At 62.4% G+C, this 24,791-nt stretch carries 26 protein-coding genes; 17 read left to right on the top strand and 9 right to left on the bottom strand.

Features of this window, described 5'->3' with window-relative positions; genetic code table 11:
- Nucleotides 1-57: 57 nt before the first annotated feature.
- From QMX97_RS15740 to QMX97_RS15725, 4 genes are all read left to right on the top strand, one after another.
- Nucleotides 58-684: a TetR/AcrR family transcriptional regulator gene (locus QMX97_RS15740; RefSeq protein WP_282397210.1), complete on the top strand. Its 627-nt coding sequence runs from the start codon at nt 58-60 to the stop codon at nt 682-684.
- A gap of 188 nt (nt 685-872) precedes the next feature.
- Complete coding sequence (locus tag QMX97_RS15735) at nt 873-1,931, top strand: diguanylate cyclase (protein WP_282397209.1); 1,059 nt, start codon at nt 873-875, stop codon at nt 1,929-1,931.
- Between the two features lie 263 nt (nt 1,932-2,194).
- The gene (locus QMX97_RS15730; RefSeq protein ID WP_282397208.1) at nt 2,195-3,514 is read left to right on the top strand and encodes a PAS domain-containing methyl-accepting chemotaxis protein; all 1,320 of its coding nucleotides are present in this window, start codon (nt 2,195-2,197) and stop codon (nt 3,512-3,514) included.
- A 76-nt stretch (nt 3,515-3,590) separates the two neighbouring features.
- Entirely contained in the window at nt 3,591-4,112 is a 522-nt protein-coding gene (locus QMX97_RS15725) for a DUF1003 domain-containing protein (protein ID WP_065909162.1), read from the top strand.
- 6 nt (nt 4,113-4,118) lie between these two features.
- Here the strand turns inward: QMX97_RS15725 and QMX97_RS15720 are convergent, their stop codons facing one another.
- On the bottom strand, nt 4,119-5,012 hold the full coding sequence (locus QMX97_RS15720; RefSeq protein ID WP_282397216.1) for a LysR family transcriptional regulator: 894 nt from the start codon (nt 5,010-5,012) through the stop codon (nt 4,119-4,121).
- A gap of 80 nt (nt 5,013-5,092) precedes the next feature.
- On the opposite strand from QMX97_RS15720, the gene QMX97_RS15715 reads away from it, so the two are divergent.
- Together QMX97_RS15715 and QMX97_RS15710 are read left to right on the top strand one after the other, a co-directional pair.
- Complete coding sequence (locus tag QMX97_RS15715) at nt 5,093-5,800, top strand: CTP synthase (protein ID WP_282397207.1); 708 nt, start codon at nt 5,093-5,095, stop codon at nt 5,798-5,800.
- Nucleotides 5,797-6,120 (top strand): antibiotic biosynthesis monooxygenase, encoded by a 324-nt coding sequence (locus QMX97_RS15710; RefSeq protein WP_282397206.1) that lies wholly within the window; start codon nt 5,797-5,799, stop codon nt 6,118-6,120. The genes QMX97_RS15715 and QMX97_RS15710 overlap by 4 nt, the downstream gene beginning before the upstream one ends.
- Nucleotides 6,121-6,787: 667 nt before the next feature.
- Here QMX97_RS15710 and QMX97_RS15705 read toward each other — a convergent pair.
- Nucleotides 6,788-7,111, bottom strand: a complete 324-nt coding sequence (locus QMX97_RS15705; protein WP_282397205.1) for a DUF2025 family protein — start codon at nt 7,109-7,111, stop codon at nt 6,788-6,790.
- Between the two features lie 232 nt (nt 7,112-7,343).
- Between QMX97_RS15705 and QMX97_RS15700 the strand changes: the two genes are divergently transcribed.
- Together QMX97_RS15700 and QMX97_RS15695 are read left to right on the top strand one after the other, a co-directional pair.
- Nucleotides 7,344-8,471, top strand: a complete 1,128-nt coding sequence (locus QMX97_RS15700; protein WP_282397204.1) for a glycerophosphodiester phosphodiesterase family protein — start codon at nt 7,344-7,346, stop codon at nt 8,469-8,471.
- Nucleotides 8,472-9,137: an AraC family transcriptional regulator gene (locus QMX97_RS15695; RefSeq protein ID WP_106802815.1), complete on the top strand. Its 666-nt coding sequence runs from the start codon at nt 8,472-8,474 to the stop codon at nt 9,135-9,137. It begins immediately after the preceding gene.
- On the opposite strand, the gene QMX97_RS15690 is transcribed toward QMX97_RS15695, so the two are convergent.
- Complete coding sequence (locus QMX97_RS15690; RefSeq protein ID WP_282397203.1) at nt 9,129-10,007, bottom strand: sterol desaturase family protein; 879 nt, start codon at nt 10,005-10,007, stop codon at nt 9,129-9,131. The two genes, QMX97_RS15695 and QMX97_RS15690, sit on opposite strands and share 9 nt — an antisense overlap.
- A 154-nt stretch (nt 10,008-10,161) precedes the next feature.
- Between QMX97_RS15690 and QMX97_RS15685 the strand changes: the two genes are divergently transcribed.
- The 4 genes from QMX97_RS15685 (at nt 10,162) to QMX97_RS15670 (ending at nt 14,840) form a co-directional block, all read left to right on the top strand.
- Nucleotides 10,162-10,467 (top strand): PepSY domain-containing protein, encoded by a 306-nt coding sequence (locus QMX97_RS15685; protein ID WP_120449618.1) that lies wholly within the window; start codon nt 10,162-10,164, stop codon nt 10,465-10,467.
- A gap of 182 nt (nt 10,468-10,649) precedes the next feature.
- Entirely contained in the window at nt 10,650-11,822 is a 1,173-nt protein-coding gene (locus QMX97_RS15680; RefSeq protein ID WP_065909145.1) for a GAF domain-containing sensor histidine kinase, read from the top strand.
- 202 nt (nt 11,823-12,024) lie between these two features.
- Nucleotides 12,025-13,047, top strand: a complete 1,023-nt coding sequence (locus QMX97_RS15675; protein ID WP_065909143.1) for a transporter — start codon at nt 12,025-12,027, stop codon at nt 13,045-13,047.
- A 176-nt stretch (nt 13,048-13,223) separates the two neighbouring features.
- Nucleotides 13,224-14,840: an inorganic phosphate transporter gene (locus tag QMX97_RS15670; protein ID WP_106802811.1), complete on the top strand. Its 1,617-nt coding sequence runs from the start codon at nt 13,224-13,226 to the stop codon at nt 14,838-14,840.
- 123 nt (nt 14,841-14,963) lie between these two features.
- Here the strand turns inward: QMX97_RS15670 and QMX97_RS15665 are convergent, their stop codons facing one another.
- The 3 genes from QMX97_RS15665 to QMX97_RS15655 form a co-directional block, all read right to left on the bottom strand.
- Nucleotides 14,964-15,938 carry a biotin-dependent carboxyltransferase family protein gene (locus tag QMX97_RS15665; protein WP_282397202.1) on the bottom strand — a complete coding sequence of 325 codons (975 nt, stop codon included), beginning with the start codon at nt 15,936-15,938 and terminating at the stop codon, nt 14,964-14,966.
- Nucleotides 15,935-16,813, bottom strand: a complete 879-nt coding sequence (locus tag QMX97_RS15660; RefSeq protein WP_065909136.1) for an allophanate hydrolase subunit 1 — start codon at nt 16,811-16,813, stop codon at nt 15,935-15,937. Before QMX97_RS15660 ends, QMX97_RS15665 begins: the two co-directional genes overlap by 4 nt.
- Nucleotides 16,814-17,196: 383 nt before the next feature.
- Nucleotides 17,197-17,973, bottom strand: a complete 777-nt coding sequence (locus tag QMX97_RS15655) for a 5-oxoprolinase subunit PxpA (RefSeq protein WP_120449624.1) — start codon at nt 17,971-17,973, stop codon at nt 17,197-17,199.
- Between the two features lie 124 nt (nt 17,974-18,097).
- On the opposite strand from QMX97_RS15655, the gene QMX97_RS15650 reads away from it, so the two are divergent.
- Nucleotides 18,098-19,015, top strand: coding sequence for a LysR family transcriptional regulator (locus QMX97_RS15650; RefSeq protein WP_065909132.1), 918 nt, complete (start codon nt 18,098-18,100; stop codon nt 19,013-19,015).
- Here the strand turns inward: QMX97_RS15650 and QMX97_RS15645 are convergent.
- The gene (locus tag QMX97_RS15645) at nt 19,012-19,908 is read right to left on the bottom strand and encodes a LysR family transcriptional regulator (protein WP_065909129.1); all 897 of its coding nucleotides are present in this window, start codon (nt 19,906-19,908) and stop codon (nt 19,012-19,014) included. The two genes, QMX97_RS15650 and QMX97_RS15645, sit on opposite strands and share 4 nt — an antisense overlap.
- Before the next feature lie 106 nt (nt 19,909-20,014).
- On the opposite strand from QMX97_RS15645, the gene QMX97_RS15640 reads away from it, so the two are divergent.
- Both QMX97_RS15640 and QMX97_RS15635 read left to right on the top strand, forming a co-directional pair.
- Nucleotides 20,015-20,773 (top strand): SDR family oxidoreductase, encoded by a 759-nt coding sequence (locus tag QMX97_RS15640; protein WP_120449626.1) that lies wholly within the window; start codon nt 20,015-20,017, stop codon nt 20,771-20,773.
- A 50-nt stretch (nt 20,774-20,823) separates the two neighbouring features.
- A complete protein-coding gene (locus QMX97_RS15635) occupies nt 20,824-21,729 on the top strand; it encodes a LysR family transcriptional regulator (RefSeq protein ID WP_065909124.1) in 906 nt (301 codons plus the stop codon).
- Here QMX97_RS15635 and QMX97_RS15630 read toward each other — a convergent pair.
- A complete protein-coding gene (locus QMX97_RS15630) occupies nt 21,716-22,156 on the bottom strand; it encodes a multidrug/biocide efflux PACE transporter (protein WP_282397201.1) in 441 nt (146 codons plus the stop codon). The two genes, QMX97_RS15635 and QMX97_RS15630, sit on opposite strands and share 14 nt — an antisense overlap.
- A gap of 88 nt (nt 22,157-22,244) precedes the next feature.
- Here QMX97_RS15630 and QMX97_RS15625 point away from each other — a divergent pair, with 88 nt between their 5' ends.
- Nucleotides 22,245-23,099: a LysR family transcriptional regulator gene (locus QMX97_RS15625; RefSeq protein WP_106802806.1), complete on the top strand. Its 855-nt coding sequence runs from the start codon at nt 22,245-22,247 to the stop codon at nt 23,097-23,099.
- 3 nt (nt 23,100-23,102) lie between these two features.
- On the opposite strand, the gene QMX97_RS15620 is transcribed toward QMX97_RS15625, so the two are convergent.
- Complete coding sequence (locus QMX97_RS15620; RefSeq protein WP_201145762.1) at nt 23,103-23,936, bottom strand: LysR family transcriptional regulator; 834 nt, start codon at nt 23,934-23,936, stop codon at nt 23,103-23,105.
- A gap of 111 nt (nt 23,937-24,047) precedes the next feature.
- Here QMX97_RS15620 and QMX97_RS15615 point away from each other — a divergent pair, with 111 nt between their 5' ends.
- A complete protein-coding gene (locus QMX97_RS15615) occupies nt 24,048-24,773 on the top strand; it encodes an SDR family oxidoreductase (RefSeq protein ID WP_201145763.1) in 726 nt (241 codons plus the stop codon).
- Nucleotides 24,774-24,791 lie beyond the last annotated feature (18 nt).

Genomic DNA, 24,791 nt, shown 5'->3' with positions numbered 1-24,791 from the left:
AACCCCGAGCAAGTAAACTACTGAGTGTAATTTACCCTGACGAGCCGAGCGCCGCCCATGACTGCCCCTCTACGCCTCACTGACCGTAAACGCGAAGCCATCGTGGCTGCGGCTATTGCCGAGTTTCGCGCCAACGGTTTCGAGGTCACCAGCATGGACAAGATCGCCGCCACCGCCGGAGTATCCAAGCGCACGGTGTACAACCACTTCCCCAGCAAGGAAGAGCTGTTCGCCGAAATTCTCCACAAACTCTGGGCCAGCAGCGTCGCCCAACTCGACGTCAGCTATACCAGTGACCGCCCATTGCGCGAACAATTGCGTGGGTTGCTGGAGGCGAAGATGAAAATGATGTCGGACGCCAACTTCCTCGACCTCGCCCGCGTGGCGATCGCCGCCACCATTCATTCGCCGGAACGCGCGCAAGACATGGTCAACCGTCTGAGCAAGCGTGAAGAAGGCTTTACCCAGTGGGTACGCGCCGCGCAGGAAGACGGACGGCTCAATTGCAGCGACCCGGCCTTTGCCGCCCACCAGATCCAGAGCCTGCTCAAGGCCTTCGCCTTCTGGCCGCAGATCACCCTTGGCCAACCCACCCTGGATGCGGCCAACCAGGCCAGCGTCATCGAGTCCGCCATTGATCTGTTCCTGGCCGGCTATGAAGTCACTGCGCCCCGCCAGCCGTAAAACCTGTTGCGTGTGCGACATTCCAAGTCGTTTTTGACGTATTAGCCCTCTGTTTTGCGCAAATGGCCTGGAAGGACACTGATTATTCCCACGGGAATAACTGACAATATTCACAGGCATTATCCGATCAACGGTTAATCCTGCGAACGTGTGTCGTCGTATCTGCAACAGAGTTGATCCGGGAATTTATGGAAAACAGACAAGGCAAAGGGCTTTCATTTGCCAAACGTATCTACAAGCCAAGGATCATCGGCCTGGGCATTGGCTGCATCAGTGTCATCGGTGCGCTCTACCCGCTCGCGATGCCCGGCTGGGTCTGGGCCTTGCTGTTGTTCAATGGGTTCGCCTGGGCGCACGTGGCGTATCAGCTGTCGACTCGTTCGCAGTACCCCTACAAGGCCGAGCAGCGCAACCTGCTGTACGACTCGTTGTTCGGCGGTTTCTGGGCCGCCGCCACGCAGTTCACCCCGCTGACGGCCGTGACCATCCTGTCGATGATGACCATGAACAACGTCGCCGCTGGCGGCAAACGCCTGTTCCTGCGTGGCCTGCTCGCACAAGCCCTCGGGATCGGCGTGGCAGGCACGCTGTTCGGCTTCCAGTTCAATGCTGACGTCAGCCTGCTGCAGGTCTATACCTGCCTGCCCATGCTGACCCTCTACCCGATGGCCATCGGCATGGTCTGCTACCAGTTGGCAATCAAGCTGTCGGAACACAAACGCGCCCTCAGTGCCCTGAGCCGCACCGACAGTCTCACCGGCCTGCTCAATCACGGTTCCTGGAAAGACCTGCTCCACCTCAAGTTTCACAAGTGCCAGCAACAACAAAGCCACGCCACCATCGCCTTGATCGATATCGACCACTTCAAGCAGATCAACGACAGCCACGGCCATATCATCGGCGATGCAGTATTGCGCCAACTGAGCGTCGAGCTGCGGCGTAACCTGCGGGAAAACGACCTGGCCGGACGTTACGGGGGCGATGAGTTCTGTGTGATTCTTCCGCAAATGCCCCTGGAACAAGCCGCGCAACTGATGGAACGCATGCGCGAAACCTTCAGTAATTACCGCAACCCGCAAATCCCCGAACTGCGAGTGAGCCTGAGTATCGGCCTGGCGGATTTCCAGCCGTACTTCACCGATGCAGCCATGTGGCTGAATGCCGCTGACCGCGCGCTGTATGCCGCCAAGGACACCGGGCGCAACCGGGTCAACATCAGCGAGGAAAAGATCGCCCATTCCGCCTGAAGTTGTCCTACGACACCTCGTCTGAATCTTCCGCGTAACAGCGCAAATGAAATCATAATGCCACCACTCGTCGACTACCCAAGAAAGGTCCTGCCCATCGGGCGAACTTCTTGTCAGGCTGGTCACTCTTAACCCGTTGTTCCACCCCGCTGTCAGCACAAGGAGGCTGACAATGAGCACGTCAACCGTACGGCATAGGCCTTACGGGGGCAGGCGCATATACATGGATACTCCCTGCAGCTTGCTTGCCCGAGCCCCCGAACATGCTATTTAACGCCCACAAGAAAACCATCAGTGCCCTGCAGCACACCGTCGCCCACCAGGCCAGCCTGCTGGACGCCATCGAGCGCTCCATGGCCGTGATCGAATTCGACCTGCACGGCAACGTGCTGCGCGCCAATGACAATTTCCTCAAGACCATGGGCTACCGTGCCGAACAGGTCGAGGGCCAGCCCCACCGCATGTTCTGCACCCCCGACTTCGCCCGCAGCGCCGAGTATGGCCAGTGGTGGTCGAACCTGCGCAGTGGTCAATTCCAGTCCGGCACCTTCGAACGAGTAGCCGGCAACGGTCAGTCGGTGTGGCTGGAGGCCAGCTACAACCCCGTGCGCGATGACGCCGGCCAAGTGGTTCGCGTGGTCAAGTACGCCATGGACGTCACGCCGCGCCTGCAGGCCGAAAGTGAAGCCAATGCCAAGCTGGACGCCATCGGCCGGGCGATGGCCGTGATCGAGTTCAACCTCGACGGCACCATCCTCACCGCCAATGCCAATTTCCTGCAGCGCATGGGCTACAGCCTGGCGCAGATCCAGGGCAAGCATCACCGCCTGTTTTGCACACCCCAGACCGCCGCCAGCTCGCAATACAGTGATTTCTGGCGACGCCTGAACCTGGGCGAAATGTTCAGCGGCCAGTTCGAGCGCGTGGATAAAAATGGCCAGCCCGTCTGGCTTGAAGCCAACTACAACCCGGTGTACGACGCCAGCGGGCGCCTATGCAAAGTGGTGAAGTTCGCTTCGGATGTCACCGCACGCGTGCAGCAACATGCTGCCGATGCACAGAGTGCAGCCCAGGCCTATCACTTGTCCCTGCATACCCAGGACATGGCAGAAAAAGGCGCTGAAGTGATTCAGAAAACTGCCGCTGGCATGCGTGATATTTCTGCAGATATCGACGATTCGTCGCAACTGATCGCCAAGCTCGGCGAGCGCTCGCAGCAGATCACCACCATCGTCAACACCATCCGTGGCATCGCCGACCAGACCAACCTGCTCGCCCTCAACGCCGCCATCGAAGCCGCGCGCGCCGGCGAACAGGGCCGGGGGTTTGCCGTGGTGGCCGATGAAGTGCGCCAGTTGGCGGCGCGCACCAGCGGCTCGACCACGGAAATATCCAGCATGATCGCGATGATTCAGGCAGAAACCCGCCTGGCCATCGACAGCATGGACGCCACCCGCGACCGCGCCGCGCAGGGCGTGGAATTGGCCAACCAGGCCGGCACGGTGATCTTGCAGATTCGTGAAGGCACCAGCGAGGCGGTGCAGGCTGTCAGTGCGTTTGCCAATGAACGTGGCAACGGCTGACCCGATCTTCATGTGTGCGGCCGAGGGCTCGGTCTATAGTGCTTGATTGTCTCCACGCAGAAGATTCGAGCCCGCCATGACCCCAGACAAGCCTGCAACCGCCCCCGTCGACCACCTGCGTTTCCACCGTGTCCACGCCCACCTGGCGCCGACCTTCGGCAACGACACCTTCGCGCTCAAGGCCGAGGCGTTTGCGCGCTTCTTCGGTACGCCAACCTTTCTCGGCGCGCAAACCGCGATCGTGATCCTGTGGGTGGTGCTGAACATCACCGGCATCACCCACTTCGACGTGTACCCGTTCATCCTGCTCAACCTGGCCTTCAGCTTGCAGTCTGCCTACGCCGCGCCGTTGATCCTGCTGGCCCAGACACGCCAGGCCGCCCGCGACAAAGCCCAGTCGGACGCCGATGCGCAGCACCGTGAAGCGCTGGCCGTGGCCAATACCGAACGCCAGGCCCAGGCCGCGCAGACCACCAAGCAGTTGCTGGAACTGCTGGAGCAGAACACCCGGCTGACAGAAATGACCAAACAGCTGACTGAGCGAATCGAAACACTGACGTGCGAAATGCATGAGCAGTTTGTGCGAAAACCCAAGTAACCGCGCCTATGCAGTGTGGGACGGCTTGACCTGCACGTGTCGGCCCAACTCATCAAACAGCGTCACCACTGAGCGCAAGGCGCGGCAATCGGGACGCGTCAGCAGCCATAGCGCCGTGTCGTGCCCTGCCAATGCCGGGCCCAGCGGGTGCAGGGCATCATCCAGGAGGAAATCCGGCAACGCCGCCACACCCAGCCCCGCGCGTACCAGCTCGGTGACCGACAACATGCTGTTGCAGCGATAACTGGGGCGTACACCCGGCAAATGTTCGCGACGCCAGACCACGGTGGGATGGTCGGGGAGGAAATCATCCGGCGCGACCCATGCCAGATCGGCCAGCGCCCGACCTTGATGCTGGCGCGCGTAGGCTGCACTGGTACACACCTGATAAGCCACGGTGCCCAGGCATCGACCAACCAGATGCTCAGGTGGCGTCTTGGTCAGGCGCAGGGCGATGTCGGCATCGCGGCGACTGAGGTTGGCAAAGTCATTCGAGGTACTCAGCTCCAGGGTCAGCGCCGGGAACTGCGGCATGAACTGCGCCAGCGCCGGCAGCAACAGGCCTTGCAGCACCGAGTCGGTGCAGGTGAGGCGCACCGTGCCACTGATCACTTCACCGCCCTGCTCCACGCCAACCCGCGCTGCCTCCAGCGCTTGCTCGGCGCGCTCGGCCTGTTGCGCCAGGTTGCTCGCCAAGCTGGTGGGCAGGTAACCGGCGCGGCTCTTTTCAAACAGCGTCTGGCCTAACGCGGCCTCCAGCCGGCGCACCGCGCGAAACACCGTGGACACATCCACCCGCAACAACGCCGCCGCCCGGGCCAGACTGCCGCCGCGCACCAGGGCGAGGATCAATGACAAGTCCGCGTAGTCAATTTGATAGTGCGTGGCTGCAATGATCATGTGGATAAACGCCAATATTGATTGCATGAACGCCAATCTATAGTGCGCACCAGGACACCACAAGCCATGGGACGCACACGATGAAAGCTACTGCTCTGCAGCTCGCCCTGATCGGCGACTACAACCCCGATGTCCCCGCGCACCAGGCCATTCCCGTCGCTTTGCAGATGGCCGCCGACAGCCTTGGGCTGAAGGTTCACCTGCAATGGATCGACACCGACACGCTCACGCCCGCCACCCCATTGCACGGTTTCGATGGTTTCTGGTGCGTGCCTGCCAGCCCTTACCGCGACACTGACGGTGCCCTGCGCGCCATCCGGTTTGCCCGCGAACAACGGCGACCTTTCCTCGGCACCTGCGGCGGCTTTCAACATGCGGTGCTCGAATATGCCCGCAACGTACTGGGCTGGGCCGACGCGGAACATGGTGAACTGGCGCCACAGGCCCAACGGGCGGTGATCGCACCGCTGAGCTGCTCGTTGGTGGAGGCCACTGACACCGTGCGTTTGACCCCCTACACGCGCATCGCCGACGCTTATGGCACCCTCGACATCGAGGAAGGCTATCGCTGCCGCTACGGCATGAACCCCGAATTTGCACAGGCATTGCTGGAACGCGAGTTGATTCCCAGCGGGCACGATTCGGCAGGCGACCTGCGCGCCGTGGAGTTGCTCGATCATCCGTTCTTTGTCGCTACGTTGTTTCAGCCAGAACGCGCCGCCCTCAGGGGCATCACGCCACCGTTGGCGATCGCCCTGCTCAAGGCATGCCAGGAGGCACTGGCATGATCGCCACCACACCAGCCCCGCCGTACTACGCAGTGATTTTCAGCTCACTGCGCACCGAAGGTGATCACGGCTACGGCGAGGCCGCCAACCGCATGCTGGAACTGGCACGCGAACAACCGGGGTTTCTCGGCGTGGAATCAGCGCGTGAAAATGGCCTGGGGATTACCGTCTCGTACTGGAGCAGCGAGGCGGCGATCCTGGCCTGGAAGCAGCAGGCAGAACATCGCGCGGTACGTGAGCAAGGGCGCTCCACCTGGTACTCGGCGTTTCAGACGCGGGTGTGCAAGGTGGAGCGGGCCTACGCCTTTGGAGCGGTGTGACGGTGGGGGCTGGCTTGCCTGCGATGGCATTTTTTCAGCCAATTCATGCAGTGGCTGAACCACCGCCTTCGCAGGCAAGCCAGCTCCCACATTTATCAGTGGTAGGCCTTGATTATGTGCCAGGCACAGTTCCCAATCTTATTGGTGCCAGCCCTGAATCCCGAGCCCGACACAGCTCCCAATCTTATTTGTGCCTGGCCTGAATCCTGTGCCCAACACAGCTCCCAATCTTATTTATGCCAGCCCTGAATCCCGAGCCCGACACCGCACCAATGTGGGAGCGGGCTTGCTCGCGAAAGCGGTGTATCAGTAAAAGCTAAGCCAGCTGACCCACCGCCTTCGCAGGCAAGCCAGCTCCCACATTTATCATGTGGTAAGCCTTGATCCTGTGCCAGGCACAGCTCCCAATCTTACTGGTGCCAGCCCTGAATCCTGTGCCCAACACAGCTCCCAATCTTATTTGTGCCAGCCCTGAATCCCGAGCCCGACACCGCTCCAATGTGGGAGCGGGCTTGCCCGCGAAGGCGGTGTATCAGTAAAAGCTAAGCCAGCTGACCCACCGCCTTCGCAGGCAAGCCAGCTCCCACATTTATCAGTAGTAGGCCTTGATCCTGTGCCAGGCACAGCTTCCACATGTTGCTCTTCATAAGACTGAAAACCTGCCGACCTAGCTCACCAGGCTACGCAACGCACTGATCTGCGGAATCTCCACCCGGCGCATGTACGCCCGCAATGGCTCGGTGATGTTGATGCGGTCGTCGATGTTCTGGTCGAGCAGCAGTTGGATTCGTTCGCGCGACAGGGTCATGGTCTGCTCGGCGGCGGGCAGCCAGACGAATTCGGCGGTGAGAATGATGCCGTCATCAGCCACGTCCATGCCGAAGGAGTCTTCGCTGAAACGCACGATGTACTGGCCGGTCTTGCGGTTGAGGCCGACAAAACCACGGAGTTGGTCGGCGGCCTGGCAGATAAGCTCGGAAGTGATGCGCATGGTAAACCTCACTGAAAAGTCCCACAGGGACTGGAAAGATGGTTTACACGCGTGGCAGAAAGTACTGCCCTCTAACGGAGCAGCTTCGGGCAAGAGTACTGCAATGCACGGCAAAAAAACCGAGAAAATTGGCGGGTGCGCACGTTAATGTCGGTTTGGTGATAGCGCCTTTCGCAATCAATTGTTAAAAAGGAGGCCTTCTCAAAGCTACCTCCACGAAAGGACTTCGCATATGCCTGTCACGTTTTCCAAGAGCGCCCTGCTGCTCGCCCTGGCGCTTGGCCTCGGCCAGGCACAGGCTGCCGACCCGATCAGCCCGGCTGAATTGGCGACAAACGAAGGCATTCCCTACCCTGCCGTGATCGCTCACCGTGGCGCGTCCTACGATGCCCCGGAATCCACCGCCGCCGCCTACAAGGTCGCCCGCGACCTGGGTGCCGACTACCTGGAAATGGACCTGCAGCGCAGCAAGGACGGCGTACTGTTCGCCCTCCACGACAACAACCTGCAGCGCACCACCGACGTGGCCACCAAGTTCCCCGAGCGCAAGGACGCCCCGGCCAACGAATTCACCTGGAAAGAACTGCAATCCCTCGACGCCGGCAGCTGGTTCAACACCGCCTACCCCGACCGCGCACGTCCGGGCTTCGTCGGCCTGAAAATCCAGAGCCTGGACGACATCATCAAGATCGCCGAAGGCAACCCGCAGCACAAACCCGGCCTGTACATCGAGACCAAGGAGCCCAAGCAATTCCCGGGCATCGAAGCCGACCTGAAAAACAAGTTGCTGGATAAAGGCTGGCTGAGCTCCGCCGGCTCCAAGCTGGGCAAGAGCAACACCGGTGTCGGCCAGGGCAAGGGGCGCGTGGTCCTGCAAACCTTCGAGACGGCCAGCCTGAAAGAACTGCAGAAAGAAATGCCGAACACGCCGAAGATCCTGCTGCTGTGGGTCGGCCCTGGCAGCATCGAGCCGAAATCGACACAGACCTTCGCTGAGTCCGGCGAAACCACCAAGGCCGCCTACTACGCCAAGCAAGAGCCGAAAGACGCCGCCGAGTTCGAAAAATGGGTCGACGAAGCCAAGAGCCTCGGCGCCATCGGCACCGGCCCTTCGGCCGAGCTGACCGCCCATGGCGACCAGAGCTACACCGACCTGGTGAAGCCGGAAATGAACCAGCTGACCCACGACAAAGGCCTGCTGGTGCACGTCTATACCGTCGATGAGCCGGTGGATTTCGACAAGGTGATGAAGGCCGGTGTCGACGGCATCTTCACCAACCGCGCCGCTGAACTGCTGAAGTTCTACAAGCGCTGGCCGTCGTCCAGCGTGCAGGACCTGCTGAACGACTATAAGTACTGAGTGAAGCCCGAATGGTCGGGTCGCCTGTGGTTGGGCCGTGATTACGGCCTGATCCACGGCGAGCTGGGGCGCACCGCGCCCCATGCGCACTACGCCCATCAATTGATGTTCTCCCCGGGCCGGCCCATCACGGTCAGCCTTGAAGGCCGCGTGATCACGGCCGATCGCCTGTTCATTCCTTCGCGACACCGCCACGCCATCCTCCAGGCCGAGGGTGAGGTGCAGGTGCTGTATGCCGAACCCATCGTCTTTGCTGCCGAGCCGTTGCAGGCCCTGCTGCTGGGCGGCGCAGGGTTTATCGAGACGCTGCACCAGTTGCCCCGGCGGCGCCTCGACGATCCACGCATCGAGCGCGCACTCGCCAGCCTCGATCAACATCTGGGCGGCAAAGTGTCGGCCCTGGCCCTGGCCGAGGCGGCGCACCTTTCACTCAGCCAACTGGAGCGCCTGTTCAGTGATCAACTCGGTGTCCCGGTGCGCCGCCTGGTGCTGTGGCGACGGTTGCGTGTGGCCCTGCAACTGGCCCTCGCGGGCGGCACGCTGACCGAGGCCGCCCACGGCGCGGGCTTTGCCGATTCGGCGCATTTCTCGCGGACCATGAAGCAATTGTTTGGCGTCACCGCCGGGGCATCCCTGCGCCAGCTCGAGGTGCAGTTCCTAACGTAAATCCTGCGGCAAAGGCGGCTCCTTGCCCGACTTCACCGCCGCGAACGGGTCACGCAACTGCGCCACATAATCCCGCGGAAAATCCGGCCGGCTGCCAATCCCCAGGTCCCCCGGCCCCATGCGATAGCGCGGGCGATCAAACGCAGTGCCCAGCAGCCAGTCCCACAGATTGAAGAACAGCCCGAAATTCACATCCCCCGCACGCCCGTATTTCATGTGGTGAAACCGATGCACCGGCGCCCAGGCGAATACCCAGCGCAACGGCCCCAGGCGCATGGCCACATTCGAGTGCTGCAGCAGCAACTGAACGGCGATGGCCAATGCCAGCAACTGCGCCACGTCCAGCGGTATGCCCAAAAGGATCAGCGGCAGCAGGCCTGCCGTCGCTTCGAGCATCTGGTGCAAGGGGTGCTTCATCAAGCCATTGAAGCCATAGAGCCGCTGCACGCTGTGATGCACCGCATGCAGGCGCCACAACGGCGCAACACGGTGGCTGGCGTAATGCATCAAGGTAATCCCGGCGTCGGCCACGACAATGGCCAGCAACAATTGCTCCCACAGCGGCCAGCCTCGTGGCCAGAGGCCTTCGAACGCCAACAGCGCGGTCAGTCCGGGCAGGATCAGCAACCCCGCGGCATTCAGGCTTTCATTGACCAGCGCATGCAAGGTGTCGCGTCGACGATCACCCAGGCTGCGGTTCCATTGCCGCTCATAGGGCAGCCATTGCTCGACCAGAAATGACACCGCCACCGCGCTTACAAACACCAGCAGCAACCCTTGCGGTTGCCTGGCCTGCACGTACGCAAGTGCCCACCCGATAAACCCTGCAAAAAAGACAGGCGCATAAAGCCAACTGACCAACCGTTTCATCCGAGTCTCCCTTTAAGTGAGCCCTCAGCATGAAATCCCGCACCCTTGGCGGATTGAACAAACTGCGCAACCGCTTGAAATAATTAAGCGTGAATTAAGTTGCGCTGGATAACCTGATCCCACTTAAACAGCTCACCGAAGAAGGACACACACCATGAAAACCCTGACCGCACTGTTCGCCGCCACCGCCCTGACCGTGACTGCCGGCCTGGCCCAGGCCGATGTTCGCCCGGATCACATTGAAGGCCTGGTCAAGTCCGGCGCCGTGATGCCGTTCGACAAACTCAACGCCGCTGCCGTCGCCACCCACGCCGGTGCCAGCATCACCGACACCGAGTTGGACCACAAAAACGGCGTGCTGGTCTACGAAGTCGACCTGACCGACACCGCCGGCAAACGCTTTGAAGTGAAGCTCGACGCCAAGACCGGCGCCGTGCTGGAAAACAAACAAGACACTTGAGTCGCCCCCTCAAGCAACCGCGCCACCTCCGGGTGGCGCGGTTTTTTTATGTCCGCGCGTCAGCGCGCGTAAGAAAATCCTCGATTTTGCGAATGAAATTACACCCACATGGCACAAGGTCGCTAAAATCCCACCCATTGGCCGGGGCATAACGCTCAGCACGTTGGGATAGAGATTGCTGCATGGGGCAAAAAGCCGCCGACATCGCCACCATTGGCCGCATCAGTGCCGTCCCCGCGATGCTCAAAGTCATCAGCGACATGACCGGCCTGCGCTTCGCAGCGGTCGCGCGGGTGACCGATGACACCTGGACCGCGTGCGCCGTGCTCGATCAGTTGGACTTCGGCCTTGGCGTCGGCGGCGAACTGGACCTGACGACCACGATTTGCCACGAGATTCGCGGCTCCCACGTGTCCGTGGTCATCGACAAAGCCAGCGAAGACCCGCTCTACCACGACCACCACACGCCGCGCCTGTACCACTTCGAAAGCTACATCTCAGTGCCGGTGTTTCGCACCGACGGGCACTTCTTCGGCACCATCTGCGCCCTCGACCCTAACCCTGCAGAGCTGCGCAGCAGCACGATCCAGTCGACCATGGAGTCATTCGCCCGGGTGCTGTCGCTGCAAATCGAAGCTGAAGAAGCCGCGCAGTTCACCCACGCGCAATTGCAGGAAGAACGCGATACCGCCGAACTGCGTGAGCAATTCATCGCCGTGCTTGGCCATGATCTGCGCAACCCGCTGTTCGCGATCAACTTCGCTGCTGAACGGCTGCTGCGCAAGCACCCGGATCCGGCCACGGACACGTTGCTGCGACATATCCTCACCAGCGGCCGCCGCGCCGCGCAGTTGGTCGAAGACGTGCTGGACTTCGCCCGTGGCCGCCTGGGCAATGGCATTCCGTTGAACATCGGCGATTGCCAGGGTCTGCAGGAGGCGCTGCAGCATGTGGTGTCGGAAGTGCAGAGCGTGCACCCGCAGCGCGTGATCCAGGCCGATATCGACGACCTGCAAGGCGTGAGTGGCGACCGCGATCGCCTCGCGCAGCTGCTCTCCAACCTGGTGGCCAATGCCATTCACCATGGCAGCCACGAGGGACCGGTGGAGGTCACGGCAAAGATCGAGCAAGGCCATTTCAACCTGACCGTCAAGAACCCCGGGCAGATCAGTGCGCAAGCCTTGCCCCGGTTGTTCCAGCCCTATTCGCGTCCGACCACCGATACCCCCCAGGCCGGCCTGGGTCTGGGGTTGTATATCGTCAAGCAGATCGCCGAAGCGCATGGCGGCGAGCTGAACGTGTCGACCACCGCCGAGCACGGCACCGTGTTCACGTTCAGCCTGCCCACCCCCTGATCAGGGGCCAAAGCGTCCCTGTCAGCAGCGGTTCTTGATGCCTGGTGAGAGAGGCTTCTTGAACGGTTGCTGACAGGCGGTCAATAAAGTGTCATCGCAACGCAATAAGTCGCGAACGGTCACAAAACTGTCAAATTCCCTTGCAATGATCGCTCACGCGAACCTGTGAAACGTCCTACAGGCGCTTTCTCTGCGAGCCTCCATGAACCACAGCCTCGACTACAGCCATCAGGATTCCGACCTGTTCGGCTTGCTTTACGGTTTCCGTTTTCGCCCTGGTGAAAAGGCTGAGCAGATTGACTCGGCCACCGCCCTGCAGGCCTTGCAGCAACCCGGCGACCCCGAAGAATTCCTCTGGCTGCACCTGAACCTGGCCCACGCCGCGTGCGAGCGCTGGATGCAGGCGCACCTGGATTTGCCCGAGGAATTCTTCGAGGCCCTGCATGAAGGCTCGCGCTCCACGCGCATCGAACATGTCGACTCGGCCTTGCTCGCGGTGGTCAACGACGTGGTGTTCAACTTCAGCAGCATGGTCTCGTCGGATATTTCCACGCTGTGGGTGTGTGCGCGCAGCCGCCTGCTGATCAGCGCGCGCCTGCAACCGCTGCACTCGGTGGACAAGCTGCGCTCGTCGGTGAAAGCCGGTGAAACCTTTCGCTCGCCGCTGGAGCTGCTGGTGCACCTGCTGCGCGACCAGGGCGAAGTCCTGACCCAGATCGTGCGCAAGACCAGCATCAGCGTCGACCATATCGAAGACCAGTTGCTGTCCTCGCGCCTATCCACCAACCGGGCGGAACTGGGGGCGGCACGCCGGGTGCTGGTGCGCCTGCAACGCCTGCTCGCGCTGGAACCCGGCTCGCTGCTGCGCCTGCTCAACCGCCCGCCGCAATGGCTGCAGAAGGAAGACGTGAAGGAGCTGCGCAAATCCACCGAGGAGTTTGCGCTGATCATCAATGACCTGATGGCCCTCGGTGAGCGGATCAAGTTGTTACAGGAAGAAATCGCCGCCAACCTCAACGAGCAAAGCAACCGCACGCTGTTCACCCTCACCGTGGTGACGGTGCTGGCACTGCCGATCAATATCATTGCCGGCTTCTTCGGCATGAACGTGGGCGGTGTACCGCTATCCCAGGACCCGGAAGGCTTCTGGATCCTGGTGGCGTTGGTGGCGACGTTCACCTTGATTGCCGGGCGCTGGGCCTTTCGCAAGCGCAAGGATTACTGAAGCGCACGCTCGACTTTAAATGCCCTCGACGGTGGGAGCCGGCTTGCCGGCGCCTACCAGCGGGCAGTTATAGACCGGCGGCATGGCCGATTGATTAAACACTGACCTGCCGCAGTATCTCTGTAACATTCTGCAATGAATATGGATGCCATCCTCCCCACACTGGATGCTCCGGCATGGCCACCCCTTCCCTGACTGCCTCCACCCGCTCCTCGCACAGCGAGCCCAAACCCAGGCTGGACAAGAAACCCGGCCTGGTGACGGTGATCATTTTCTTCGCCGTGCTCGCCATGGGCCTGTTGTTCACCGCCTACAGCCTGATGCACGACATGCACGAAATGGGCGCGGTGGTCACCACCTGGACGCCGTTCCTGCTGCTGGGCGTGGCGCTATTGATCGCCCTGGGTTTCGAGTTCGTCAACGGCTTCCACGACACCGCCAACGCGGTCGCGACGGTGATCTACACCAACTCGCTGCCGCCGCATTTTGCGGTGGTGTGGTCGGGTTTTTTCAACTTCCTCGGGGTGCTGCTTTCCAGCGGTGCCGTGGCGTTCGGCATCATTGCCCTGCTGCCGGTCGAGCTGATTTTGCAGGTCGGTTCCTCGGCCGGTTTCGCGATGATCTTCGCCCTGCTGATCGCTGCGATCCTGTGGAACCTCGGCACCTGGTGGCTGGGGTTGCCGGCGTCTTCTTCGCACACGCTGATTGGTTCGATCATCGGCGTCGGCGTGGCCAATGCACTGATGCACGGGCGTGACGGCACCAGCGGGGTGGATTGGAGCCAGGCGATCAAGATCGGCTATGCGCTGCTGCTGTCGCCATTGATCGGCTTCGCCTTTGCCGCCCTGCTATTGCTGGCCCTGCGCGCCTTTGTCAAAAACCGCGCGCTGTACAAGGCGCCCAAGGGCGACACCCCGCCGCCGTGGTGGATTCGCGGCATGCTGATCGCCACCTGCACCGGCGTGTCGTTTGCCCACGGTTCCAACGATGGCCAGAAGGGCATGGGTCTGATCATGCTGATCCTGGTGGGCACCCTGCCGATGGCCTACGCGCTGAACCGCACCATGCCGGCCGAGCAATCGCTGCAGTTCGCCGCCGTGGCTGAAGTGACCCAGGTGGCCCTGGTGAAAAGCGCACCGCAGGCGCTGACGGGCGACCCGCGGCCGATCCTGTCGACCTATGTGCGCACCAAGGAAGCCACGCCGGAACTGGTACCGGCGCTCGCCGCCCTCGCCGGCCAGATCGGTGATGAAGTCAAAGGCTACGGCTCGCTGGCCAAAGTCCCCGCCGAAGCCGTAGGCAACGTGCGTAACGACATGTACCTGACCAGCGAAACCATTCGCCTGATGGACAAGGGCAAGGTCGGCAATTTCGACGCCGACACCCAGGGCAAGCTCAAGCTGTTCAAGGATCAGATCGACAACTCCACGCGCTTTATCCCGCTGTGGGTGAAGATCGCCGTGGCCATCGCCTTGGGCCTCGGGACCATGGTCGGCTGGAAACGCATCGTGGTGACCGTCGGCGAGAAGATCGGCAAGACCCACCTGACTTACGCCCAGGGCGCATCGGCCGAAATGGTGGCCATGCTGACCATCGGCGCGGCGGATATGTATGGCTTGCCGGTGTCGACCACCCATGTGTTGTCGTCGGGCGTGGCGGGGACCATGGTCGCCAATGGCGGTGGCTTGCAGATGAAGACCATCCGCAATCTGCTGATGGCCTGGGTGCTGACGCTGCCGGCGGCGATTCTGCTGTCAGGCAGCCTCTACTGGCTGTTCACCCAATTGTTCTGACATAGCACCGTTTAACCGTGAGGGAGCGGGCTTGCGCGCGAAAGCCGTCTGTCAGTCAGGACACCTGGCGACTGACACACCGCAGGCGTGAGCAAGCCCGCTCTACAGTGGCTCTATGGGTTTTCAGCTACTGAATAACCCGCCCATTATTGTCAGGCGTTTTTTGTACACCCGCCGCGCCTCCAGCGCCTCTTCCAGCGTCACCGCCACAAACCCCGCGCGCTGGTTCGGCTGCATCTGCCCGATCAGGTCTAGGTCGGCGCTGATCACTGTGCCAATCATCGCGTAGCCGCCGCCCGACACCGCGTCCCGATGCAGCACGATCGGCTCCAGCCCGGCCGGTACCTGGATCGAACCGATGGGGTAGCAACTGTCGACGATATTCGACGGATCCGAGCCCGCGCCGAACGGCTGCTCGCGTGGCTGGAAGCTCAGCGCGCTGCCGCCCTTGAAGCGATAGCCGATGCGGTCGGCCTCGGAGCCGACGGTCCAGGGTTCGGCAAAAAAGCTGCTCTTGGCACCCGCCGTCAAGCGCTCGTAGTACAGCCCCGGCACCACGCGCAACGTCACATCGCCACCGACCGACCGGCGCAGCGCCATCGGCAGGCTGTTGCCCGCGCGCCCCTGTCCGCTGGCGGTACCGATGGGCAGTTCATCCCCCGCCTGCAAGCGTCGCCCGTGAAAACCACCGAGCGCACCGAGGGTGTAAGTGGAACGACTGCCGAGCACCAAAGGCACGTCGATGCCACCGGCGACCGCAAGATAAGTGCGCGCGCCCGCCTTGGGAAACTCGAAGCGCAGCACCTGCCCGGCACGCACGTGGAAGGCGGTGTCCTGGTGCACCACTTCACCGTCCAGGCGCGGTGACATCAACGCGCCGCTGAGGGCTACCAGGGCGTCCTGTTGAAACGCCAGCTCGGGGCCAATCAACGTGCATTCCAGGCCCGCTGCGCCGATGGGATTGCCCACCAGGTGGTTGGCCGCGCTCAAGGCGTACTGGTCCAACGCCCCCGAGGGCGGAATGCCCAGGTGGTAATAGCCTTCGCGGCCAAGGTCTTGCACGGAGGTGGCGAGGCCGGGTTTGAGGACCTTGATCATGCCAGCGCCTCCTGCAGGGTTTTCGGGTAGCCGATGGGGTCGGCGAGAAACGCATCGAGGGAAAATTCCACCGTACGGATGCGCAGGTCGAAACGTCCTGCGTCCACTTCGGCAACGGCCTGGTCGTAGGCGTCGCGGTCGATGGGTTTGAATTGCACGATGTCACCGGGCCGGAAGAACACCATGTGTTCCTTGAGGTAGGCCAATTGCTGCGCCGGGTCGTAGATCGGCGCCGGGGTCACGCCGAACATCTGGTAACCGCCGGCCCCGCGCACCGAGTAGATGCAGCCGAAGCAGCCGCCATGGCCGAGGGTCAACTTGGGAGTGTCGGTACGCGGGCGCAGGTACTTGGGCACCTGCAACTGCCGCTCGCGCTCGACCATCTGGAACATGAACGGCAGGCCCGCGACAAAGCCGACCATCGACACAAACCACGGCGCGCCACTGTGGGCGGCGATAAACGCGTCGACATCGGCCAGGCCATTGATGCGCGCGGCGTATTCCAGGTCGGTCGCACTGGGGTCCTGGTGGCGGTCGCGAAAACGCATCAGCGTTTCATGGGTCCAGGGGTCGTTGTAGAGCACCGGGATTTCGATGATGCGCGTATGCAGGGTGCGTTCGGCCACGGCCTGGGCTTCGGCAGTCTGCACCGCGTCGAGCAGCACGTGTGGCGCGATGCGGTCGGGGTCGAAGCGAATCTGGAACGACGCGTTGGCCAGGCACACATCCAGCACACCTTCCAGGGCCAGGCGCTCCACGGCCCGGGTCACGGCCATGCCCGTGAAAAAGGCCTCCAGCGACATGCTCTCGCTGACCTCGGCAAACAGGTGTTCATCACCGCCGAAGCTGTAGCGGATGGGGGGTGTTTGAGCCATGTCTGTTCCTCTTGGAATCGTTATAGAAAGGCAGGCAAAAAATGAATAGGGGTGAGTGGATTTATTGTGCTGAGCGGTTTTTTTTGTGGTGAGCGGGCGTCCTGTGGCTAGCGGGCTTTATGTGGTGAGCGGGCTTGCCCCGCGTTGGGCTGCGCAGCAGCCCCAGTAAAGCCTCCTGTGTACTTTCAGGTAAAACGCGGCCGTCTGATTTTAGGGCCGCTACGCGCCCCAACGCGGGGCAAGCCCGCTCACCACATAAAGCCCGCTTGCCACAACAAACCCACTCACTACAACAAGCCTGCTTGCCACATACGGCCTGCTTGCCACAGGAAGCCCGCTCACCACATCAAGCCCCGTTGGCCGCAGGAAGCCCGCTCACCACATCAAGCCCCGTTGGCCGCAGGCAGCCCATTGGCCACCACGATTCCTGCCTGGTCGAGGGCTTCGCGGGTGGCTTCCACCAATTCCAGGGCGCCGGGTGTGTCGCTGTGCAGGCAGATGGAATCGAATTCGATAAACAGGTCTTCGCCTTCCACCGTGCGCACCAACCCGGTCTGACAGGCGCGTAGAACCCGCGCCGCTACGGTGGCAGGATCCAGCGCGCGCACTGTGCGGGTAAACACGATGGAGCCGCTCAGATCGTACTCACGGTCGGCGTAGAACTCGCGCACCACCGGTTGCCCGAGTTCCTTGGCCACGCGCCAGATCACCGAGTTGGGCATGCAGTACAACAGCAGTGTCGGTTCGATGATCTGCAGGTTCTGCACCAGCAGCCGCGCGGCTTCTTCGTCGCGGGCCAAGTGCATGTAGAGCGCGCCGTGGGGCTTGATATGTTGCAGCGTCACACCTTGGGCGCGGGCGATTTCGCGCAGGGCGCCGAGCTGGTAGAGGATGTCGTCGACCAACTCCTGGGCCGGAGCGTTGATATGCCGACGCCCGAAGCCGACCAGGTCGCGAAACCCCGGATGTGCGCCGATGGCCACTCCCAGCTGTTTGGCGCGCTCGACGGTGCGGCGCATGGTGCCGGGGTCGCCGGCGTGGAAGCCGGTGGCGATGTTGGCCGAGCTGATATAGGCCATCAGCTGCGCGTCGACGCCATCGCCGATGGTCCAGGGGCCGAAGCCTTCGCCCATGTCCGAGTTGAAATCCACTGCCTGCATCGAGGTCGCTCCGCAAAGGTGATGGCGGAAAAGTAGGCTGCGTCTTGACCCCTTGGGAAGATCTATTATCAGATAGCCCATCTTCTGAAAATCAGATAAGCCGGGCTCCTACGAGGAATGCAGCGTGTCATTGACCTTGCGCCAAGTGCGTTATTTCGTCGCCACCGCCGAAATCGGCCAGATTTCCCAGGCCGCCATCCACCTCAACATTTCCCAGTCGGCGGTGACCACGGCGATCAAGGAACTGGAGGCGATGCTCGGCGTGCAGCTGTTCGTGCGTTCGGCCCAGGGCATGAACCTGACCGACGCCGGCCGGCATTTTCTCAACCGTGCCTATGTGATTGTGCGCAGCGTCGACGACGCCCTCAACAGCCCATTGCCCGACTACCGCGCCAGTGGCGTGCTGCGCCTGGCCGCCAGCTACACGGTGCTCGGTTACTTCCTGCCGCACCACTTGCAGCGCATGGAACACTGGCACCCGGATGTGACCATCGAGGTGTTCGAGCAGGAGCGCCAGGCCATCGAACAAGGCCTGCTCGACGGCCAATTCGACATGGCAGTGGTGCTCACCGCCAACCTGACTCATGCGGATATCGTCTCCGAAATCCTGTTCAACTCCGAACGCCGCCTGTGGCTGCCCAGCCATCACCCCTTGTGCGAACGCGGCGCCGTGAGCCTGGCGGATGTGGCCCGCGAACCGTACATCCTGCTCACCGTCGATGAGGCCGAACACAGCGCCATGCGCTATTGGGAACAGGCCGGGCAAACGCCCCAGGTGCGGCTGCGCACCAGCTCGGTGGAAGCGGTGCGCAGCATGGTCGCCAATGGCAGCGGCGTGGCGATCCTGTCGGACCTGGTGCATCGGCCCTGGTCACTGGAAGGCAAGCGCATCGAAACCCTCACCGTGACCGACCCGGTCACGCCCATGAGTGTCGGGCTGGCCTGGCACCGCGAGCGTGCGTTTACCCCGGCGATGCAGGCCGTGCGCGATTATTTCCATGACGCCTTCCTGGCGCCGCAGCAGTTGTCGGCTCGCCGTTAGAGTCGGGCTTGCAGCGTCGCGGCCAGCCAGTCCATGAACACCCGCACACGCTGCGGCAAATGCCGTTGCCCGGCGTAGAGCAGCGACACATCGAGCGCCGGCGCCGGGTAGTCGGGCAGCACGGCGACCAGCTCGCCACTGGCGAGCAGATCGCGGATGCCCAGGACAGGCACCTGAGTGATGCCGAAGCCGCCCAGGCAGGCGGATTTGTACGCGTCGGTGCTGTTGACCGTGACCCTCCCGGCCATCGGCACGCGGTGCACTTTATCGCCCTGCTGGTATTCGAACCCCGTCGAACGTGATCCCAAGGGGCGCACGTAATGCACCAGTTGATGGTGCGCCAGGTCCTCGAGGGTCTCGGGTACGCCATGGCGCTGGCGGTAGCCGGCACTGACACAGTTGATCATCGGCATGCTGCACAACCACCGCGCGACCACCGTCTGGTCGGGCTGTGCGCCGACCCGCAGCACACAGTCGAACCCTTCGGCCAGCAGGTCGACCTGGCGGTCGGTGGTGCTGATTTCCAGCTCGATCAAGGGGTGGGCGTCCATGAACTCGGGCAGGCGCGGCAGGATCAGGTCCCGCGCCATCACGTTGGGCAAGTCCACGCGGATACGCCCGCTGAGTTGCGCCTCATCCTGGCGAAACAGGCCTTCGAGCTCGTCCATGTGGGCCAGCAGATCCTTGCTGCGCTCATACAGCACACGCCCGTCCTGGGTCGCCTGCACCTTGCGCGTGGTGCGCTGCAGCAGGCGTGTGCCGAGCAGCTCTTCCAGCGCCTGGACATGCTCGGACACGCTGGAGCGCGGCAGGCCCAGGCTCTCGCCGGCGCCGGTGAAACTCGACAGTTCGGTGACGCGCACAAAGGTGCGCAGCAGTTCCAGCTTGTTCATGGGATTGTTCGCCTTATCCGGCCAGTGATTCCGATATACCCCTGTTTATCACGTTACAGCCGGACAAATACACTCAGTCCCACTGACCACCTGAGAGGACTGCACCATGACCCGTAAAATCGCATTGATCACCGGCGCCAGCCGCGGCCTGGGCAAAAGCACCGCGCTGCACTTGGCGGCACAGGGCGTCGACATCATCGGCACCTACCACAGCGCCGCCGACGAAGCCCAGGCGGTGGTGGCACAGATACAGGCCCTGGGTGGCCGCGCCGCCATGCTGCAACTGGATGTGAGCCAGAGCGCGTCCTTCAACGACTTCGTGAGCCAGGTCGGCGGCGTGCTCAAGGAGGTTTTCGCCCAGCAGCAGTTCAATTTCCTGATCAACAACGCCGGCATTGGCGTCAACGCCGCGTTTGCCGAAACCACTGAAGAACAGTTCGACCGCCTGGTGGCAATCCACTTCAAGGCGCCGTTTTTCCTCACGCAAAAACTGCTGCCGCTGATCAGCGATGGCGGGCGCATCATTAACATCTCCAGCGGCCTGGCGCGGTTCAGCCTGCCGGGGTACTCGGCGTATGCGTCGATGAAAGGTGCGGTGGAAGTGTTGTCGCGCTATCAGGCCAAGGAGCTGGGCCCGCGCGGTATCAGTGTGAACACCCTGGCCCCCGGCGCGATAGCCACCGACTTCAGCGGCGGCGCGGTGCGCGATAACCCCAACGTGAACGCGATGGTCGCCAACAATACCGCCCTCGGCCGCGCAGGATTGCCGGAAGATATCGGCGGGGCGATCTCGACGCTGCTGGCCGACGGCAGCCACTGGATCACCGGGCAGCGCATCGAGGCCTCAGGCGGCATGTTTCTGTAGGCGTTCTGCGCTAGCATCAATGCCTTCAGATCACTGACAGGCAATCACCGATGAGTTTTGATCCAGGCTTGGCCGGCGGCATGGGCGTATTGGCGGCCGTGGTCGACAGCGGCAGTTTTGCCCGCGCCGCCGTCAGCCTGGAGATGACGCCTTCGGGCGTCAGCCGGGCGATTTCACGCCTGGAAAAACGCTTGGGGATTCGCCTGTTCGACCGCACCACGCGCTCGGTGCAACTGACCGACGAGGGTCGGCGTTTCTATCAGGAAATTGCCCCGCTGCTGGCCGGTCTCGAAGAGGCGGCCAACTCGGCGGCCGACAGCGCTCACACCGTACGCGGGCGCCTGCGGGTGAATATCGACCCGTACTTCTCGCGGCTGGTCCTCGGCCCGGTACTGGGCGATTTCATGCGCCGCTACCCGCAATTGCAGTTGGACCTGCACACCCGCGACCAACTGGGCGACCTGGTCGCCGATGGCTTCGACCTGGCGATCCGCTTTGGCATCCCGCAATCCTCTTCACTGATCGCGCGCAAGTTGATGCAAGTGCGCGTGCTCACCCTGGCCTCCCCCGCCTACCTGGAACGCCATGGCCGACCGGCCACCCCGCAGGACCTGGAAAACGGGCACATGTGCCTGGATTTTCGCGACTCGCAAACCGGTCGCCCGTTTGCCTGGGAATTTCACCGCCCCGGTGAGCAATTGATCGTGCGCACCGACGGCCGCCTGGTGGTCAACGATGCCAGCACCCTGTACAGCGTGTGCGAGCACGGCCATGCGGTGGCGCAGATGCTCGACCTGGGCCTGGCGCCAGCGCTCAAGGCCGGCAGCCTGGTGGAGTTGTTCCCGGACTGGCCGGACGAGCGTTTTCCGCTGTACGCCTACTACCCCTCGCGGCATTTACCGGCGGCCAAGGTGCGGGCGTTCCTGGATTTTGTCGCGACGCTCAAGCCCGACTAGGCACGCGCTGGCGTACGAATCTTTCCCGCAACACGTCATACCCCCAGTGATACACATAGGTGTACGGCAGGAAAAACAGCAGCACGCCGATGTCCAGCCAAAACGCCTGCACCAGGCTGATCTTCAGCCACGCGGCAATCAGCGGGACTGCCACGATGATCAGCCCTCCCTCGAACAGCACGGCATGCAGCATGCGCGTCCACACGCCACCAGCGAGTTGCAGGCGCGCCTTGAGGCGGTCGAACAGGCTGTTGAAAATGATGTTCCAGGTCAGCGCCAGCACGCTGAGGCCCAGGGTTACCGCGCCCATCTCCAGGGCCGGCCGGCCAGTGATCCAGACCAGCAACGGGGTACAGATCAATAAGGCCAGGCCTTCAAAACCCAGGGCTTGGCAAACGCGTTCAGTAATCGACTTGGTAGGGTGCATGACCCGGCTCCGTGAGTGACGATGGTTGCTATCATTACCCTTCAAGTCGATACTTCATAACTAATAACCATCGACCAAGGCGATAGTAATGGCCTCTCATGAAGTGCTGCAGGCGTTTGTCCAGGCCGCCACCCAGGGTTCGTTTTCGGCGGCGGCACGCAAGCTGGGCAAGAGCCAGTCCACCGTCAGCGCAGCGGTGGCCAGCCTGGAGATTGATCTCGACGTGGTGCTGTTCGATCGCAGCAGCCGCAAGCCGACGCTCACACCGGCCGGCCATGTGTTGCTGCAACGTGCCGAGCAGGTGCTGGAGGCGAGCAGCCGCCTGGAGCTGGCGGCGAGCCAGTTGGCCCAGGGCCTGGAGCCGAAAGTGACCATCGCCATGTCCGACACCTACCAGTCGGAGCGCTTCGAACTGGCGCTCAAGGCTTTCGAGCAACGTTACCCGGACCTGGAACTGGAATGGCTGATCGCCGAGTGCGAAGACCTGATCGCCCTGGTGCAAAGCGGCCGGGCGCAGATTGCGTTCGTCGAGGCCCAGGCGGTGTATCCGCCCGACCTGAGCCGCGCTCCGGTGGAGGAACGCACGGAAATCGCGCTGTTCGTCGCCCCGGATCATCCCTTGGCGAGCCTGGACACCATCGACCTGCAAGCCCTGCAGCAACACCGTGAACTGCGCCTGGCGAGCATCATCAACCCGAATGAAACACGCCCCACGGGCCGCGTATGGTCGGCGCCGAGTTTTCTGATGCTGATGGAAATGGCCCAGCTCGGTTTCGGCTGGGCCGAGCTGCCTCGCTGGCTGGTGGAACGCTTCGGCAATGCCGGGCTGGTCGAACTCAAGGTACGCAGTTGGCCGCGCTCGGTGGCCGTGGATGCGCTGTGGTCGCGGCAGTACCCGCCAGGGCCGGCGGGGAGTTGGATGCTGGGGCTGATGGTCGATTGACGCCTAGCGTTGCGGCGGTCGGTTGTTCTGGAAATACTCGTGCAGGGCGCGCAGCGCGGGTGATTCCAACGCTTGCGCGGCGAAGCACAGCCCGACCCGCCGCGTCGGCGCCGGCAGGTGCCATTCACGGCTCACCACCCCGGCGCGCTCGGCCGCCAGCGACTGCGGCAACATCGCCACGCCTACACCGGCGGCCACCATATGCAGGGCCTGGGTCAATGAGCCGGCATGCCCGGCCACCGCCTGCGGCGAGCGCCCATACAAGGCCATCAGGCGCTGATGGGAATCGTGTTGCGGGCAGGTGATCCAGTCCTCGATTGGCGCCCAGGCCTGCTCTTTGCCAGCCTGCGCCATGGGATGTGCGGCCGGTAACGCCATCACGTAGGACTCTTCCCAAATCGGCAGGAACAGTTCGTCCTCGCAGCACATTTCCTCCACCGCAAGGCGCCCTTCCCCTTCACAGCCTTCCTGCAGGGTCAGCAGCAAACCGGGCAGACCTTGGTGTGCCATGCGCAGGAAGGTTTCGATCTGGCTGTCGGCAATATCGCCCTCGACCCCCAACTCCAGCGCAATGCGATTCTCGCGGCCGCGAAACAACCGGCTCAGCGCCTCCGCTTCGGCCACCATGCGCCGCGCCTGGGGATACAGCACCCGTGCTTCGGCACTGACCTCGACCCCGCGAGGCTGACGCACGAACAGCGCCACGCCCAGCTCATCTTCCAACTGCTTGATGGTCACCGACAACGTCGGCTGACTGATGAATAAACGCTGCGCTGCAGCGGTGATATTGCGTTCTTCAAACACCGCGAGAAACGCCTTGAGGTGACGTACATCCATAGTCAGATCCGATGACAGACAGAGAAATAAGGCATTTTTCAGCCTTTAACCGGGTAAATATACTTCCTCCACGTTTCAGTTATCGATTTTTCTTATTCCAGGAGTGCACACATGAGCCAGCCACTGATCATCATCACCGGCGCCAGTTCGGGTATCGGCGAAGCTACTGCCCGCCGATTGTCCGCTGCCGGTCACCCGCTGTTGCTGCTGGCACGCCGTATTGATCGCCTCAACGACCTCAACCTGCCGAACACCCTGAACCGTGGGGTCGACATCACCGACCGCGCCGCCCTCGTCGCTGCCGTGAAGGAAGCTGAAGCGCAATTCGGCCCGGCCGATGCGTTGATCAACAATGCCGGCGTGATGCTGCTGGGCGCAGTCAGCGAGCAAGACCCGGCGCAGTGGGAGCAGATGCTCGACGTCAACGTGAAGGGCCTGCTCAATGGCATTCATGCGGTGGCCGCGAGCATGGTCGCGCGCAAGAGCGGCACGATCATCAACGTCAGCTCGGTGGCCGGGCGCAAGACCTTCCCGAACCACGTGGCGTACGTCGGCACCAAGTTTGCCGTGCATGGGATTTCAGAGAACCTGCGCGAGGAATTGTCGCCGAGCAATGTACGCGTGATCACCATCGCTCCGGGCGCAGTGGAAACCGAGCTGCTCAGCCACACCACCGATGAGGCGATCAAGAGCGGCTACCAGGCCTGGAAACAGGACATGGGCGGCACCGTGCTGAGTGCCGACGATGTGGCCTCGGCGATTGCCTATGCCTACCAGCAACCGCAACATGTGTGCATCCGCGAGATCGTGTTGGCCGCGACTCGCCAGCAGCCCTGAGCGGCCCCTTTCAGGCGT

The organism is Pseudomonas sp. PS01298, assembly GCF_029959745.1.
Classification (GTDB): Bacteria; Pseudomonadota; Gammaproteobacteria; order Pseudomonadales; family Pseudomonadaceae; genus Aquipseudomonas; species Aquipseudomonas aylmerensis.
The sequence above is the reverse complement of the archived record's forward strand: the minus strand, read 5'-3'. Positions and strand labels throughout refer to the sequence as shown.

What these genes read in the sequence shown, in the direction of transcription:
- QMX97_RS15740 (WP_282397210.1), top strand. Translation starts at nt 58, where the DNA reads ATGACTGCCCCTCTACGCCTCACTGACCGTAAACGCGAAGCCATCGTG.
- QMX97_RS15735 (WP_282397209.1), top strand. Translation starts at nt 873, where the DNA reads ATGGAAAACAGACAAGGCAAAGGGCTTTCATTTGCCAAACGTATCTAC.
- QMX97_RS15730 (WP_282397208.1), top strand. Translation starts at nt 2,195, where the DNA reads ATGCTATTTAACGCCCACAAGAAAACCATCAGTGCCCTGCAGCACACC.
- QMX97_RS15725 (WP_065909162.1), top strand. Translation starts at nt 3,591, where the DNA reads ATGACCCCAGACAAGCCTGCAACCGCCCCCGTCGACCACCTGCGTTTC.
- QMX97_RS15720 (WP_282397216.1), bottom strand. Translation starts at nt 5,012, where the DNA reads ATGATCATTGCAGCCACGCACTATCAAATTGACTACGCGGACTTGTCA.
- QMX97_RS15715 (WP_282397207.1), top strand. Translation starts at nt 5,093, where the DNA reads ATGAAAGCTACTGCTCTGCAGCTCGCCCTGATCGGCGACTACAACCCC.
- QMX97_RS15710 (WP_282397206.1), top strand. Translation starts at nt 5,797, where the DNA reads ATGATCGCCACCACACCAGCCCCGCCGTACTACGCAGTGATTTTCAGC.
- QMX97_RS15705 (WP_282397205.1), bottom strand. Translation starts at nt 7,111, where the DNA reads ATGCGCATCACTTCCGAGCTTATCTGCCAGGCCGCCGACCAACTCCGT.
- QMX97_RS15700 (WP_282397204.1), top strand. Translation starts at nt 7,344, where the DNA reads ATGCCTGTCACGTTTTCCAAGAGCGCCCTGCTGCTCGCCCTGGCGCTT.
- QMX97_RS15690 (WP_282397203.1), bottom strand. Translation starts at nt 10,007, where the DNA reads ATGAAACGGTTGGTCAGTTGGCTTTATGCGCCTGTCTTTTTTGCAGGG.
- QMX97_RS15685 (WP_120449618.1), top strand. Translation starts at nt 10,162, where the DNA reads ATGAAAACCCTGACCGCACTGTTCGCCGCCACCGCCCTGACCGTGACT.
- QMX97_RS15680 (WP_065909145.1), top strand. Translation starts at nt 10,650, where the DNA reads ATGGGGCAAAAAGCCGCCGACATCGCCACCATTGGCCGCATCAGTGCC.
- QMX97_RS15675 (WP_065909143.1), top strand. Translation starts at nt 12,025, where the DNA reads ATGAACCACAGCCTCGACTACAGCCATCAGGATTCCGACCTGTTCGGC.
- QMX97_RS15670 (WP_106802811.1), top strand. Translation starts at nt 13,224, where the DNA reads ATGGCCACCCCTTCCCTGACTGCCTCCACCCGCTCCTCGCACAGCGAG.
- QMX97_RS15665 (WP_282397202.1), bottom strand. Translation starts at nt 15,938, where the DNA reads ATGATCAAGGTCCTCAAACCCGGCCTCGCCACCTCCGTGCAAGACCTT.
- QMX97_RS15660 (WP_065909136.1), bottom strand. Translation starts at nt 16,813, where the DNA reads ATGGCTCAAACACCCCCCATCCGCTACAGCTTCGGCGGTGATGAACAC.
- QMX97_RS15655 (WP_120449624.1), bottom strand. Translation starts at nt 17,973, where the DNA reads ATGCAGGCAGTGGATTTCAACTCGGACATGGGCGAAGGCTTCGGCCCC.
- QMX97_RS15645 (WP_065909129.1), bottom strand. Translation starts at nt 19,908, where the DNA reads ATGAACAAGCTGGAACTGCTGCGCACCTTTGTGCGCGTCACCGAACTG.
- QMX97_RS15640 (WP_120449626.1), top strand. Translation starts at nt 20,015, where the DNA reads ATGACCCGTAAAATCGCATTGATCACCGGCGCCAGCCGCGGCCTGGGC.
- QMX97_RS15635 (WP_065909124.1), top strand. Translation starts at nt 20,824, where the DNA reads ATGAGTTTTGATCCAGGCTTGGCCGGCGGCATGGGCGTATTGGCGGCC.
- QMX97_RS15630 (WP_282397201.1), bottom strand. Translation starts at nt 22,156, where the DNA reads ATGCACCCTACCAAGTCGATTACTGAACGCGTTTGCCAAGCCCTGGGT.
- QMX97_RS15625 (WP_106802806.1), top strand. Translation starts at nt 22,245, where the DNA reads ATGGCCTCTCATGAAGTGCTGCAGGCGTTTGTCCAGGCCGCCACCCAG.
- QMX97_RS15620 (WP_201145762.1), bottom strand. Translation starts at nt 23,936, where the DNA reads ATGGATGTACGTCACCTCAAGGCGTTTCTCGCGGTGTTTGAAGAACGC.
- QMX97_RS15615 (WP_201145763.1), top strand. Translation starts at nt 24,048, where the DNA reads ATGAGCCAGCCACTGATCATCATCACCGGCGCCAGTTCGGGTATCGGC.